Origin of the sequence: Mesorhizobium sp. B2-4-13 (genome assembly GCF_006658535.1) — a bacterium.
Lineage (GTDB): Bacteria > Pseudomonadota > Alphaproteobacteria > Rhizobiales > Rhizobiaceae > Mesorhizobium > Mesorhizobium australicum.
This window is the reverse complement of record NZ_VFVB01000003.1, coordinates 453,243-466,957: the sequence shown is the minus strand read 5'-3', so window position 1 is coordinate 466,957 and position 13,715 is coordinate 453,243. Positions and strand designations below refer to the sequence as shown.

Annotated in this window: 11 protein-coding genes; 3 read left to right on the top strand and 8 right to left on the bottom strand. The window is 63.8% G+C overall.

Annotation, left to right across the window (positions count from 1 at the left end):
• Window positions 1-5: 5 nt before the first annotated feature.
• Complete coding sequence (locus tag FJ936_RS10285) at window positions 6-1,448, bottom strand: NAD(P)-dependent oxidoreductase (RefSeq protein ID WP_140791522.1); 1,443 nt, start codon at window positions 1,446-1,448, stop codon at window positions 6-8.
• A 262-nt stretch (window positions 1,449-1,710) separates the two neighbouring features.
• On the opposite strand from FJ936_RS10285, the gene FJ936_RS10280 reads away from it, so the two are divergent.
• Entirely contained in the window at window positions 1,711-3,564 is a 1,854-nt protein-coding gene (locus FJ936_RS10280) for an ABC transporter ATP-binding protein (protein WP_140791520.1), read from the top strand.
• Window positions 3,564-5,453: an ABC transporter ATP-binding protein gene (locus FJ936_RS10275; protein WP_181171367.1), complete on the top strand. Its 1,890-nt coding sequence runs from the start codon at window positions 3,564-3,566 to the stop codon at window positions 5,451-5,453. Before FJ936_RS10280 ends, FJ936_RS10275 begins: the two co-directional genes overlap by 1 nt.
• Before the next feature lie 53 nt (window positions 5,454-5,506).
• Here the strand turns inward: FJ936_RS10275 and FJ936_RS10270 are convergent, their stop codons facing one another.
• Entirely contained in the window at window positions 5,507-6,952 is a 1,446-nt protein-coding gene (locus tag FJ936_RS10270; RefSeq protein WP_140791517.1) for a DHA2 family efflux MFS transporter permease subunit, read from the bottom strand.
• Window positions 6,953-7,231: 279 nt separating this feature from the next.
• Between FJ936_RS10270 and FJ936_RS10265 the strand changes: the two genes are divergently transcribed.
• On the top strand, window positions 7,232-7,561 hold the full coding sequence (locus tag FJ936_RS10265; RefSeq protein ID WP_140791515.1) for a hypothetical protein: 330 nt from the start codon (window positions 7,232-7,234) through the stop codon (window positions 7,559-7,561).
• A 37-nt stretch (window positions 7,562-7,598) separates the two neighbouring features.
• Here the strand turns inward: FJ936_RS10265 and FJ936_RS10260 are convergent, their stop codons facing one another.
• The 6 genes from FJ936_RS10260 to hisD form a co-directional block, all read right to left on the bottom strand.
• Complete coding sequence (locus FJ936_RS10260) at window positions 7,599-8,381, bottom strand: ABC transporter ATP-binding protein (RefSeq protein WP_140791513.1); 783 nt, start codon at window positions 8,379-8,381, stop codon at window positions 7,599-7,601.
• 10 nt (window positions 8,382-8,391) lie between these two features.
• Window positions 8,392-9,255, bottom strand: coding sequence for an ABC transporter permease (locus FJ936_RS10255; RefSeq protein WP_140791511.1), 864 nt, complete (start codon window positions 9,253-9,255; stop codon window positions 8,392-8,394).
• A gap of 28 nt (window positions 9,256-9,283) precedes the next feature.
• Window positions 9,284-10,294 (bottom strand): ABC transporter substrate-binding protein, encoded by a 1,011-nt coding sequence (locus FJ936_RS10250; protein ID WP_140791509.1) that lies wholly within the window; start codon window positions 10,292-10,294, stop codon window positions 9,284-9,286.
• A gap of 265 nt (window positions 10,295-10,559) precedes the next feature.
• The gene (gene hutC / locus FJ936_RS10245; RefSeq protein ID WP_140617508.1) at window positions 10,560-11,291 is read right to left on the bottom strand and encodes a histidine utilization repressor; all 732 of its coding nucleotides are present in this window, start codon (window positions 11,289-11,291) and stop codon (window positions 10,560-10,562) included.
• Between the two features lies 1 nt (window position 11,292).
• On the bottom strand, window positions 11,293-12,321 hold the full coding sequence (locus FJ936_RS10240; protein WP_140791507.1) for a zinc-binding dehydrogenase: 1,029 nt from the start codon (window positions 12,319-12,321) through the stop codon (window positions 11,293-11,295).
• A gap of 15 nt (window positions 12,322-12,336) precedes the next feature.
• Complete coding sequence (gene hisD / locus FJ936_RS10235; protein WP_140791505.1) at window positions 12,337-13,659, bottom strand: histidinol dehydrogenase; 1,323 nt, start codon at window positions 13,657-13,659, stop codon at window positions 12,337-12,339.
• Window positions 13,660-13,715: the final 56 nt, after the last annotated feature.

Genomic DNA, 13,715 nt, shown 5'->3' with positions numbered 1-13,715 from the left:
CCGGCTTATCGCTGGGAAGGTCCCCTGAGATTGAGGTTCTCGGCCAGAAGGCAGAAGCGGTCGATCAACCGGACAAGGTCCTCGCCCTGCTCGGCGACAACGGCGCCTCGCTCGGCAGGCGAGTTATCGGAGAGAGCCATCCACAACCGGCCTTGCCGATCGCAGAGATCCGCCAGCTCGGAACATTCGCTAGCGGTCAGTTTCAAGAGCTGGCCGGAGGTCACCAATCCAATGCCTGGAGGCGTGGTTGCTCCAAGGGAAAGATAGGCCGGCGGCACGCTACCTTTTGCGTTCGTCACCGACTTTCGGCAGATGACATCGAAGATCTGGTCGACGGCCTGCTTGGCGCCGGCGACGCGCGAGGGATGATCCGTATCGGCTGCCGCATGCGGCAGAAGCTCGAGTTTTCCGCTGTGCTTCTCGACGAGGCCCAGATAGGGCAGCATCGGTCCGGAAAGGCGACCGGTCGCGGCATCCTTGAACAGGTCGGCATCGATCGCGGCATGACGCACCCTGCCCGAGGACAAGGCTTCGCCGAGGGCCGCAACGTCGACAAGCTCGCCGCGATCGTAGTTGACCAGCACCGCGCCTTTGTTCACGCGCGACAGGACATCCGCGCCGATGAGCCCGGCATTGGCGTAGCGGCCGGTCTGCGCATCCTGCTTGCCCAGGCCGACATGAACACTCAACACATCGGCACCATCAGCCGCATCGAGGAGGTCCGTCGCATAGACAAAGCCTTCGGCCTCTATCCAGTCCCGATGCCGGGGCCGTGCGTGGATCACCACGCGCATGCCGAAGGCCCGGGCAAGTTTGGCCACCTCCCTGCCGATATTGCCGTAGCCGACGATCGCGATCGTCTTGTCTTCGAGCTTTTCGGTCGGGAAATCGCGCAGCTCCCTGCCGGTGTCGAAGGCGCCACGCGCCACCCGGTTGTGAAGCAAGTCAACCGGGAGATCCGGCAGCACTTTCAGGATCGCCTTCATCACCATCTGCGCCGTGGCGCGGCTGTTGATGCCGGGCGTATTCATCAGCACGGCCGTACCGCCTTCGCCGCTGCTGCCGCCCCAGGAATGCGAACCCATATTGCCGGTGCCGGCGCCGATGCGGACGCCGGCGAGCGGAAAGACGGTTTCGGCGGGCAGGAAGGTCGCGGCGGCAATGACGGCATCATAGCGTCCATCGCCGGCGACTTCGATCAGCTCTTCGCGGGTGCTGAGGTCCGGCTGATAGAAGAAATGCACGCGGCCAGATTCGAGAGCGGCCTTGTCGCCAAGCGCAGCCGTATGAAAGCGGCCGCCCTTGGCTTCGATATGCGCACGCACCTCCGACGGGTCGGGCTTTCCGTCGGCGTCGAAGCGCAGGCCGATCAGATCGCAGACCAGCACGGTGTAGGCGCGTTGCGGATCGACCGGTTCAACGGCGCGGGTGTCGGCATTTGCGATCACGTCGGTTTCCTTCGTGCAAGAGCGGAGTCCTGCTGGTCCGGCAGGCTTTGAATAATCAGAACCTATCCGCCGGGAACGGCGCGAGATCGATCACCGGCGGCAGACCAGCGGCGAGTTGCGACACGATCTTGCCGGTTTCAGGTACAGTGCGATGCCGCCATTGGTCCCTTGAACGGGCAGGTCGGACGCGCGTAAAATCGCGCTATCTGATTGAGTCTGCTACATTCGTTCGGGCTAATGTCCGGATTGGTCTGGTATTTCCTTGCACACTGATGCGACCAGCGCGGCCAAGCGCGGCAAATCATTTGCCCATGTGGCGGAAGCCTCCTGGGGCAAGGGCCTCAGCACCTTGCTGCGCATCGTGCGCATGACGCTGCGCCATCCCTGGCAGGTTGCCATCACCCTCATCTCGACCTTTATCGCGGCGACGCTGCAGCTTTTCATTCCGCGTCTCCTGGGGCGCGCCATCGACCAGGCGCAAGGGGTGATGGCGGCGGGCGCCGGCACCGCGGCCGAGCGGGCGCTGTGGAATACGGCGCTGACGCTGTTGGTCGTCAGCATCCTGCGCGGCCTCTTCACCATGGCGCAGAATTACTATGGCGAAGCCGTCGGCCACCGGACAGGCTATGAGCTGCGGCTCGCCTTCTACGAGAAGATCCAGCGGCTGAGCTTTTCCTTCCACGACAAGGTCCATACCGGCGATCTCATCACCCTCGGGCTGCTCGACCTCGACGGCGTGCGCATGTTCTTTTCGACCGGTATCCTGCGCGTGGTGCTGCTTGGCGTCCTGATCGGTGTCGGCGCCTATCTGTTGATCAGCACCGATCTCGTGCTCGGATTGTTGAGCCTCAGCTTCGTGCCATTTGTTGCCTGGCGCTCGTCAGTGACGCAGCTCCGACTGCGCAGCACCTGGCTGACGCTGCAGGAGCGGCTGTCGGTGCTGAGCCGGGTGATGGACGAGAATCTCGGCGGCATCCGTGTCGTGCGCGCCTTCGCGGCTCAACGGCATGAGCTGGCAAAATTCGACCGTGCCAAACGGGACGCACTGGACCTCGCCAATGAGCGTGTCGACATCCGCGTCTCGAACACCAGCGCCATGAATTTTTCCTTCCTTGCCGCCATGGGCCTGGTGCTGTGGTTCGGCGGCCAGAAGGTGATCGCGGGTCAGATCAGCGTCGGCACGCTGGCCCAGTTCCTCACCTTCATGACCATATTGCAGATGCCGGTGCGCCAGCTCGGCCTGATGGTCAACTCCTTCGCGCGCGCCTCGACCTGCGGCACGCGGCTGTTCGAACTGCTCGACGCTGAGCTCGACATCGAGGACGCGCCCGACGCCAGGGAGCTCGTCATCGCCGAGGGCGTGCTGCGCTTCAACAATGTCGGTTTTCGCTATGAGGGCGCGGGCGAGCGTCCGACGCTTTCCGGCGTTTCGTTCGAAGCAAGGCCCGGCGAGACCGTCGGCATCGTCGGGCCGCCAGGCAGCGGCAAGTCGACCATCGCGCACCTGATCCCGCGCTTCTACGACGTGACCTCGGGCGCGATCACCATCGACGGACAGGACATCCGCAAGGTCATGCTGCAATCGCTGCGCAAGGCGGTCGGCGTCGTGCAGCAGGATGCGTTCCTGTTTACCACCTCGATCGAGAACAACATCGCCTACGGCAATCCCTGGGCGCGCGAGACCCGCATCGGCCAGGCAGCTGAGTATGCCCAGCTGCACAATTACATTATCGGGCTTCCGGCCGGCTACACCACGGTCGTGGGGGAACGCGGCGCCTCGCTTTCCGGCGGCCAGCGGCAGCGCCTGACCATCGCGCGCAGCCTGATGCTAAGACCATCGGTGCTGGTCTTCGACGATTCCACGGCCGCGGTCGACGCCGGCACCGAGCAGCGGATCCGGGCGGCGATGAAGCGCTTCGCCAGGGATCGCGTGACGCTCATCATTTCGCATCGGCTGAGTTCGCTGATGCATGCCGACCAGATCCTGTTCGTCGAGGGCGGGCGGATCGTGGAGCGCGGCACGCATGAGGAATTGCTGGCGCTCGGCGGACGCTACCGCGCGCTTTACGACCTGCAGTTGCGGCCGGACGACGATCGGCTCGAGGGAGCCGCCTGATGTCGACGCAGGACGACGAGAAGGAAGATACAAGCCGACGCCCGACCAAGGCCGTCGTCGGCTCGCACCGCGATGAGGAAGAGGTCTTCGGCAAGGCTTACGATCCACGCATCGTCAGGCGCATCTGGAGCTTCGTCAGACCATATCGGGGCCGGATCTTCATCTCGGTCGCGGCGGTGCTGGTGCTCACGCTGACGCAGTTGGCGATCCCGCTGGTCATCCGCTACGCCATCGATCACGGCATGGCGCCAGGCAGGCTCGACCGTTCGGTGATGATCACCGCGATCGCCGCCTTTGCCGTGATCATCCTCATCAACTACGCCGCCAGCCATGTCCAAGAGAGCGTCGTCGGCAAGGTGGCGGAGAACGTGCTGTCCGACCTGCGCCGCGCCATGTTCAGCCACCTGCAGCGTGTCTCCCTGGGCTTCATGGACAAGACCGAGGTCGGCCGGCTGATGTCGCGCCTGCAGGGCGACGTCAATTCGATGCAGGAATTCCTCGAAACGTCCGTGATGTCGGTTGGCGACATCGTGCTTCTGTTCGGCATCGTCACCGTCCTGCTGTGGCTGGACTTCCGGCTCGGGCTGCTGACGCTGTCGACCATGCCGGCGCTGTTCATCGTGCGCCTGTTCTGGCTGCCGCGCGCCAAGGTCGCCTTCATGGCCGCGCACGAGACCAACTCCATCGCCAACGGGGCGCTGGCCGAAGGCATCCACGGCGTGCGTACGGTGCAGAGCCTGGAGCGCCAGCACGTCAATTTCGATCTCTATGACGAGAAGGTGCTGGCCAATCTCAACGCCCATCTGCGGTCGGCGAGATATGCGCAGGTGATGGTGCCGATCGTCGACACACTGACGGGCATCGCCATGGCGACCGTGATCGTCGTCGGCGGGTCGATGGTGCTGTCGCACAGTCTCGATATCGGCGTGATGGTGGCGTTCCTGTTCTACATCCAGCGCTTCTTCGACCCGATCCGCTCGCTCACCATGCAATACAGCGTCATGCAGCGCGCCATGGCGTCAGGCCAGCGCATTTCCGAAGTGCTCGACGTGCCCGTGGATGTCAGCGACAAGGAAAATGCGGTGGCGCTGTCGCGCGACATGGACGGTTCGGTCGAGTTCCGGAATGTCACCTTCGGCTACCGGCCGAACCAGCCGGTGCTGAAGAACATCTCCTTCCGCGTCAATCCCGGCGAGACGGTCGCGCTTGTCGGGCCGACCGGATCAGGCAAGTCGAGTTCGATGGCGCTGGTGCACCGCTTTTACGATGTCTGGTCGGGTGAGGTCCTGGTCGGCGGCCATGACGTGCGCGACCTGACGCAGGATTCGCTCGGCGATCAGGTAGCCATGGTGCTGCAGGAGCCGTTCCTGTTCTCCGGCACGGTGCTGGAGAACATCCGCTATCACAAGACCGGCGCCAGCCGCGAAGAGGTGGTCCGCGCCGCACAGGCCGTCGGCGCGCACGACTTCATCGAGCAACTGCCCGACAGCTACGACACCGAACTCGAGCAGCGCGGCGGCAATCTCTCGCTCGGCCAGCGCCAGTTGATCAGCTTCGCGCGGGCGCTGGTGGCCGACGCCAAGATCCTGGTGCTCGACGAAGCCACCGCCAGCATCGATTCCTACACCGAGATGCTGATCCAGAAGGCATTGATCAAGCTGCTCGAAGGGCGCACCGGGTTGGTCATCGCGCACCGGCTGGCGACCATAAGGGGCGCCGACCGCATCATCGTGCTGCAGAATGGCGAGATCGTCGAAAGCGGCAACCATGAACAGTTGATGAAGAGAAAAGGTCTTTACGCCCGCCTCTACAACATGAACTACGCTTCCTTCGACGACATTTCCGAGGAAGCCATGGGAATGGACGCTTCCGTCGGCGAAGCGACGTGAGCCGGTGCCGGCAGGGTGCGAGCCGACGGATTGCCAGATGCCTCCGACAAGACCTATTTGCGAGATCCCCTGACGTGGCCGCTAACTTGAACGCCGTCTTCGGCGCGCAGGTACAGGAAGCCGGGAATCGAGAGCAGCGGGATGATCGCGGTCAGCAGGAACACCTGGTGAAAGCGTTCCGGCGTGAGGACGTGGCTTTCGCCCGCAATCAGACCCAGCAGCATGGCGGCGATCGAGACACCAAGCGACACGCTGAGCTGTTGCAGCACGCCGCCAAGACTGGTGGCGCGGCTGAGCTTGTCGGCCGGCAGATCGGCGTAGGACAGGGTGTTGGATGTCATGAACTGCGCCGAGCGGACGATGCCGAACAGAAAGACATAGAAACCGATCAGCCAATGCGGCGTATCGGGACCGATCAGGGCGAAGCCCGCAACGGTGGCGGAGCCGACGAGCGCGCTGCCGACCAGCACGACACCGAAGCCAAAGCGCCGCAGCAGCGGCGACAGCAGCGGCCGCATGAGCAGCGCCCCGAAGCTGCCGACGAATGTCAGCGAGCCTGATGCGACCGGGCTCATGCCGAAGCCGACCTGCAGCATCAGCGGCACCAGGAACGGCGCGCCGTTGAGACCGACGCGGCACAGGCCGCCCGCCAGCGTACCAACCCAGAACGACCGGAACCGAAACAGCGTCAGGTCGACAGCCGGCGCCACGACGCGGCGCGCATAGCGCCCGAAGGCAAGCAGCAGCAACGCGGCCGCGGCCAGCACCAGCACCGTCGCGGAGCCGGGAATGACCGGCCGACCGATATTCTCCAGCCCGAACTGCAGTAGTGCCACGCCAAACCCCACCATCAGGAAGCCCGGGACATCGAAACGCTGCACCGCCTCGCCATGGAAGTCGTCGACGAAGCGCAGCGCGGCAACGATACCAAGGCAGCCGAACGGCACGTTGACATAGAATATCCAGCGCCACGACGCGTAGGTGGTCAGCAGGCCGCCGAGCAGCGGCCCGATGACAGGCCCCATGATGGCCGGCAGGGTCATATAGGTCATGGCGGTGATCAGGCCGCTGCGCGGAAAGCTGCGCAGCAGGATCAGCCGACCGACCGGCGTCATCATGGCGCCGCCCAGCCCCTGCAGGGCACGCATCGCCAACAGCATGCCGAAACTGTCGGCCATGCCGCACAGCGCCGAGCCAAGGGTGAAGGTGAAAAGCGCCAGCGCGAACACCCTGCGCGCGCCGAACCTGTCGGCAAACCAGCCGCTGACCGGGATGAACACGGCGAGGGTCAAGATGTAGGTGGTGATCGCAAGGTTCAGCCGGACCGGCGTCGTGTCGAGACTTTGCGCTATTGCCGGGATCGCGGTGGTGATGATGGTGGAATCGAGCTGCTCCATCAAAAACGCGATGGCGACGATGATCGGAATGATCAGCCGCAGCCTCGGGTCGCGCTCGGTGGCAAATTGAGGCTGTTCCAATGCTCTGGTCAATTCCGTCATGCAGATGGCTTCTATCGGCCAAAGTGGCTTGTCCCGGTTCAAAGGCAAGATTGCCTTGCCGGCCGGCCGGGCCTGATCGCAGGCCTCTTGTGATCCGGCAAATCGGCGAGCGGTAGTCATTTCCGCTTCGCGGGAAGTCAACAAATCTTGACCGGCACCACGAGTGCCGCGGACAAACACTGTCCATTTCAGCGAGCGCCGTCCCGATTTCGTGAAGGAACGTGTGCAGCGAGGCGGGCGTTCTTTCCCATATGTCTCGAATAGCAAGGAGACATGCCGATGAGAAAGCGAAGCGTATTCCTCGGCTCCCTCGTGGTGCTGCTGGCCGCGAGTGCTGTCCTGTTTGCCACTGGGGCCGATGCCGCCGTCACCAGGCACCATTATGTCCGCGTCACCGCGGCTCATAACGGCCACGCGCACGCCGCGAACCGCGGGCACGGACACCGCGACGGTTGGGTCGGCAGGGGCTGGACCGGCGAGAATTCGGCCGACAATAACGACTGGATGGACAGCTACTACAATGGCTACGGCAGTTACCGGGGCCGCGCTGACGACTTCTGTGGAACCATCCAGTGGACGCTCGGCCTGTGCGGTCCTCACGGCCCATGATACCTGTCCGCCGGCGGGCCTACGAAGGTTGCTGGCACTACACCATTTCGGGACGTCTTGACGCCTCGCGGATCGCCTTGTGCACGCCGCGCTGCAAATCCATGAAGGCCGGCGTTTCCATCACTTCTTCCCGACGCGGGCGTTCGATGTCGACGTTGAAGGTCTGCATGATGCGACCCGGGCCGATCCCCATGACGACGATGCGGTCCGATAGATAAACGGCCTCCTCGACGTCATGCGTGACGAACAGCACCGTGAGCCGGTGCTCCTCCCAGATCTGGGTCAGCAGTTCCTGCATCTGGTGTCGGGTCAAGGCATCGAGCGCGCCGAAGGGTTCGTCCATCAGCAGCATTTTGGGGCGATAGGAGAGAGCGCGCGCGATGGCGACGCGCTGCTTCATGCCGCCCGACAGTTCGGACGGGAAGCGATCGGCGCTTTGCGTGAGCTTGACGAGGTCGAGATGCTCGAGCGCGATCTCGCGGCAGGCGGCGCGATCATAGCCGGCGGCCTTCAGGGCAAACTCGATATTCTGCCGCGCCGTCAGCCAGGGAAGCAGCGTATAGGACTGGAAGACGACACCACGGTCGAGGCCCGGCTGCAGGATCGGCGCGCCATCGATGCTGAGATCGCCGGCGTCGAAATCCTGCAGTCCCGCGACGATCGACAGCAGCGTGCTCTTGCCGCAGCCCGACGTGCCGACAAGGGAGACGAACTCGTTGTCGGCGAGGTCGAGATTGATGTCCCGCAGCACTTGCGTGCGCCGCTCTCCGGTGCCGAAGCTCTTGTCGAGACCGGCGATGCGCAATTTGGGAACAGTCACCGGCGGTTCCTCATTGCGGGTGGCCTTCCTGTCGGAACAGCACCTTCTCCAGGGCCTTCATGACCTGATCGGTGATGAGGCCGAGCACGCCAAGCAGCAGGATGTAACCGATGATGGTGTTTGTCTGAAAATAGCGCTGCGACACGGTGATGCGATAGCCGAGGCCGGATGTCGCCGCGACGAGTTCGGCCAGCACCAGCCAGGTCCATGCCCAGCCGAGGCTGATGCGCAGCGTGTCCCAGATGCCCGGCAAGGCGCTGGGAACGACGATGCGCGTCAGGATCTTGCGGTCCGGCAGGCCGAGCGTGCGCCCAAGGCCGATAAAGTCGGCGGGAACCCGTTTCACATTGTCCATGATCATCAGCACCTGCTGGAAGAAAGTGCCGATGAAGATGATCAGGAATTTCTGGGTATCTCCGGTACCTGCCCACAGGATGGAGAGCGGCACGAAGGCGACAACTGGCATGTAGCGGATGAAATCCACCAGCGGCTCGATGGCCGCCTCCCAGGAACGGAAACTGCCGATCAGAACGCCGATCGGTATGGACAGTGCCGAGGCGAGGAGGAAGCCGATGGAAATGCGGTACATCGAGGCCCTGAGGTCGAGCCACAAGGTGCCGTCGGCGGCGAGCTTGGCGATCTGGGTCGCAACGCTGCCCGGCGACGGCAGGAAGATGGGTTTCACCCATCCCAGCCCGGTCGCCGCCCACCAGGCAAGGCCAAGGCCAACAAAGACGGCCACCGCTATCGCCAGGAAACGCGACCGGGCGATGGGCACGCCGATCCCGGAGGATCGGCGTCGCCTTGCCTGTTTTGCGGCGGGCGCTCGTGCCGGGCGGGCCAAGCCGTTTTTCGCGGGAGGCTCCCCGGACATCCGCGTTACCACCGCGATCCGGATCTCGTCACTGCGCCGCCTTGACGAAGGACGGATCGATCATCTGCTCCGGCGTCACATCGGCCTGCAGAAGCTTGGCGTTCTTGGCGGCCGCTTCGACATCGGCGAATGTCTTGGTGGTAAACTCGCCGGTGAGCGCCGTCTTGTTTTCGGCGAGCGAATAGTAGCGCACCCCGTCGAAAGCGGTGTTGAGGTCCTTGACATCGGAACCGACCGCCTTGGCGATGATGGCGCGGCCGCCGGAGGTGTCGGCGTTATAATCCTTGAGCGCGGCGTCCCAGCTCTTGATCATGGCCAGCACCTGGCCGGGTCGCGATTTGATCACCTCGTCACGCACCACCAGCACGTCGCTGATCAGGCCGGGATCCTCGCCGGCGGTGAACAGCAGCTTGACGTCCTTGTTCTGCGCCATGGCGACAGTGAGGTACGGCTCGTAGGTGACCGCGACCGGCACCTGGCCCGCGATCAGGGCGCCGCCGGCGTCGGCGGCAGGCATCGGAACCGGCTGGATATCGGCGACCGACATGCCGCTCCTGGCGAGCGCATATTTGAGCAGGATGTCGCTCGTCGTGCCTTCCTCGAAAGCGACCTGCTTGCCCTTGAGATCGGCGATGGAGGTGACATCCTTGCCGGCGACGATGGCGTCGGCGGTCATGGAGACATCGAGCAGCAGCACGATCTTCACCGGCAGACCGGCCGCAACCATGCCCATCGCCGTGTGGGTGGCGATGTTGGCGGCGTCGAGCTGGCCGCTTGCGAGCGCCGCGTTGATATCCTTGTCCTCGGCAAAGTTGACGATCTGGACGTCCGACAGACCGTTTGTCTTGAACAGTCCCTTGGCCTCGGCGACGTGCCATTGACCATATCCAAGCCAGGGCTCGATGCCTATCTTGAACGATCCAGCTTCAGGTGTCGTCGGGATGGCAGCATCGGCTGCGTGGGCCACCGGGGCGGTGGCGAGCCCGATCGCGGCGGCCATCACGAGCGCGCGAAATTGTCCTGCTAGGTTAAGCGTCATCTTTCGTTCCCCTTGATGATCAGACCGCTTTTTACCCAGGCATCCGGTCTGGTGAGACTGCGGGGTTCTGCTCTTGCGGCACTGTGCCTCGGCGTCTTGCCCGCCACTTCATGGTTGAAGCGCTGACATATTTCAGCGGCAGCGGCAGCGGATGTCAAGGCTGAAATACATACATGCATATACAAGTTGGAGAGACTCAAATTTCAGGTTGATCCAGCTCGGCGGCTTGCATTGGCCCGTCGCCTTCAGCTCGCTCCCGTCGCCTTCAGCTCGCTTTGGAAGGCGAGTAGCGGCTGCCGAGCGAGTAGCGGCTGCCGGCATAGGTCAGCTTGCTGATCGTGGCCACGATGGCCCCCGTCCATGTCCGGCGATGCAGGAGAAGGCAGCAACTGCCGACATCGATGCCGAGATGCTGTGCGGCCTCCTTGTCGGCCGGGATGGCGGAGATGATATGCTCGACCTCGGTCACCGGCGTCTTCTGCATCAGGTAGTCATAGGTCGCTGTCTTGGTGAAGTCCTGCTTGTCGTAGTCGGGGATCAGGCCCGGATTGACGAAACGCTCCTCCAGTTGCACCGGCAAGTCGTTCTCGAAATTGACGACGACGGAGTGATAGATCGAAACCCGCTTCGCAAACTCGAACGACAGTGCCAATTCCTTGCTCGGCATCATCGTTTCGAGAACGAGGACTTCGGAGCGGTGGCTGTTGCCGCGCTCGACGATCTCCGCAGCGATATTGTTGATCTCGATCAGCGTCGACTGCGGCCGGGGCGGCGCGATGAATGTTCCCACACCCTGCAGCCGGATCAGGAATCCCGCCGAGGTCAGCTCCCGCAGAGCCCGGTGGACCGTCATCCGCGACACGCCCAGTGACGCCACTAGCTCATTCTCGGACGGCAGCTTGCGGTCCTTGCCCCACCGGCCCGTCCCGATATTGGTCAGGATATAGTCCTTCACCTTCTCGTAGAGGGGGCTTGCCGTGTCGGGCAAATCGATCATTTCAAAAATCCTTTCCGGCAGGTTGCCGCATGCGGATGATTGTTTTCAAGCCATCGCTGCTTCCCGCCAACAGCCGCTCATAGGCGGCTGGGATGTCGTCCAGACCGATCTCGCAATCGACCAGGGCCAGCAGCGGTTCACTCAGCTCGCCCAGCATCCGGACAGCGTCTGGCAATTCGTCCGCGAAAGCATGGCATCCGAGCAACGCGATCTCGCGTTCGACAAGAACATTGGGGTCGATGTCGAGGCGGCCATGGAAGATGCCGACCATCGCTATCGCGCCACCAGGATCGAGAACGCCGAGCAACTGGCTGAACGCCGCGATGCTGCCGGTCGCCTCGACGGCCGCCAGCAGCGGGGCGCTGGCGGTCGCGGCTGCAATGGCCTCGCGGTCGAGATCGACGATCGTGGCGCCCGTCACTCGCGCCACGCGGGCGCAGCGCGCCTGGTTGCGGTCGGCGACAAGCACCGTGCCCGCGAAGGTTCGCGAAAGCAACAGCGCGGCAAGACCACCGATCGGCCCGCAGCCGACGACCAGAACCGAACCTACCGTCTTCGGCAGACGCCGCACCGCGTGCAGCGCGACGGCAAGCGGCTCGGCCATCGCCGCGACGCGCTCGTCAAGGCTCGCATCGATTACATGCAGCAGACGTGCGGGCAACACCGCCTGTTCTGCAAAGCCGCCGTCGCAGATTTCGCCGACGAAGCCCAGCGCAGCGCAGAGATGCCGCTTGCCGGCACGGCATTGCGCGCAGTCTCCGCACCAGAAACGGGAATCGGCGACGACCCTGTCGCCGACGGCAATGGTATCGACGCCCTCGCCCAGCGCGATCACCGTGCCGGTCAACTCGTGGCCCGCCGTCGAGGGCGCCCGGCTTATCCATTGGCCGGTGCGGAAATTGTGCAGGTCCGAACCGCAGATGCCGGCGGCATCGACCCTGAGCTTTACCCAGCCGGCATCGGGAATGCCTGGCGCGGCGATGTCCTCGACGCGCAGGTCGCCCGGTCCATAAAGTCGTGCCGCCTTCATCGCGATCGTCTCCGCTCAGCCGGCGAGATAGCGGTCGCGGATTTCCGAGACCGCGTTTTCGTGCGAGCTGAAGCCCTCGTAGCGGGCGAGCCTGCGGGCATGCTGCGCCAGTTCCGGATACGCGGCCGAGGTGACATAGCCGACCGAGGAGCGCTTGACGAAATCCGTCACCGAAAGCGGCCCGTAGGTTCGCGCCCAGCGGCTGGTCGGCAGCACCGCATTCGGCCCGAGGACGAAGTTGGCAAGGGTCACCGGCGTATGCGGGCCCATGAGGATTTCGGCCGCCTCGGTGATGTGGCCGAGATGCGCGAACGGCTCCTTCGACAGGATTTCCAGATGTTCGGGCGCGTAGTCGTTGATGAAGCGATAGCTTTCCTCCAGCGACGCCGTCAGCACGATGCCGCCGCGCTTTCCGGTCAGCACCGCGCGCGAGAATTCCACACGCTGTTCGGTCATCCGCGACCAGTGGTCGGGAAGTGCAGCAAGGGCTGCTTCGGCGACCTTGCGGCTGTGCGTCACCAGATAGGCTGAAGAATCCGGCCCGTGCTCGGCTTCGATCAGCAGGTCGAGCGCGGCAAGGCCTCCGTCGACGCTGTCGTCGGCAAAGATGATGGCTTCCGACGGTCCGGCCGGGAGGCCCGTATTGATGATCGAGGACAGCACGCTCTTGGCCGCCACCACCCAGGGACTGCCCGGGCCGACGATCTTGAGCGCCGGCTTCACCGTCTCGGTGCCGTAGGCGACGGCGGCAACGGCTTGCGCGCCGCCGCATTTATAGACGGTTTCGACGCCGGCAAGGCGAGCGGCGACCAGCGTGGCCGCGTCCACCGAACCATCCGAGGTTGGCGGCGTCACGATCGCGATCCGCGGCACGCCGGCAATCACAGCCGGAACCGACGTCATCATCGTCACCGATGGAAAGGCGCCCTTGCCGCGCGGCACGTAGAGCGCGACCGATGCGATGGGCGTATACCGGTCGCCGGCATAGGCGCCCGGCCGGATCTCCTTGAGCCACATGGTCTCCGGCTTCTGCTCCTCATGAAAATGCCTGATATTCTCGATGCCGAACCTGATGCTCTCCACGACTTCCTTCTCGACCTTGTCGAAGGCCGCATCGAACTCCGCTTCCGACACTTTCAGTCCGCCTTCCCTCACATTGGCCTTGTCGAACTCCCTGGCGAAACGGATCAGGGCGGCGTCACCCTCTTCCCTGACGGCCTGGATGATCGGGCGGACCTTTTCGACGAAGGCCGACAGATCGCCTTCGGCGCGTTTCAGCAGACCGGCCCGTTGCGTGGTATTGAGGGATGACAGATCGTGGAAGCTGATGTCGGACATGGGTGCTCCTTCTGTTCAGAGCAATGCGCCGGCCGGTCACATTGCGGAAGACTTTG

Coding starts and splice junctions, on each gene's coding strand:
- FJ936_RS10240 (WP_140791507.1), bottom strand. CDS start 12,321: ATGAAGGCGGCACGACTTTATGGACCGGGCGACCTGCGCGTCGAGGAC.
- FJ936_RS10255 (WP_140791511.1), bottom strand. CDS start 9,255: ATGTCCGGGGAGCCTCCCGCGAAAAACGGCTTGGCCCGCCCGGCACGA.
- hisD (WP_140791505.1), bottom strand. CDS start 13,659: ATGTCCGACATCAGCTTCCACGATCTGTCATCCCTCAATACCACGCAA.
- hutC (WP_140617508.1), bottom strand. CDS start 11,291: ATGATCGATTTGCCCGACACGGCAAGCCCCCTCTACGAGAAGGTGAAG.
- FJ936_RS10275 (WP_181171367.1), top strand. CDS start 3,564: ATGTCGACGCAGGACGACGAGAAGGAAGATACAAGCCGACGCCCGACC.
- FJ936_RS10250 (WP_140791509.1), bottom strand. CDS start 10,294: ATGACGCTTAACCTAGCAGGACAATTTCGCGCGCTCGTGATGGCCGCC.
- FJ936_RS10265 (WP_140791515.1), top strand. CDS start 7,232: ATGAGAAAGCGAAGCGTATTCCTCGGCTCCCTCGTGGTGCTGCTGGCC.
- FJ936_RS10270 (WP_140791517.1), bottom strand. CDS start 6,952: ATGACGGAATTGACCAGAGCATTGGAACAGCCTCAATTTGCCACCGAG.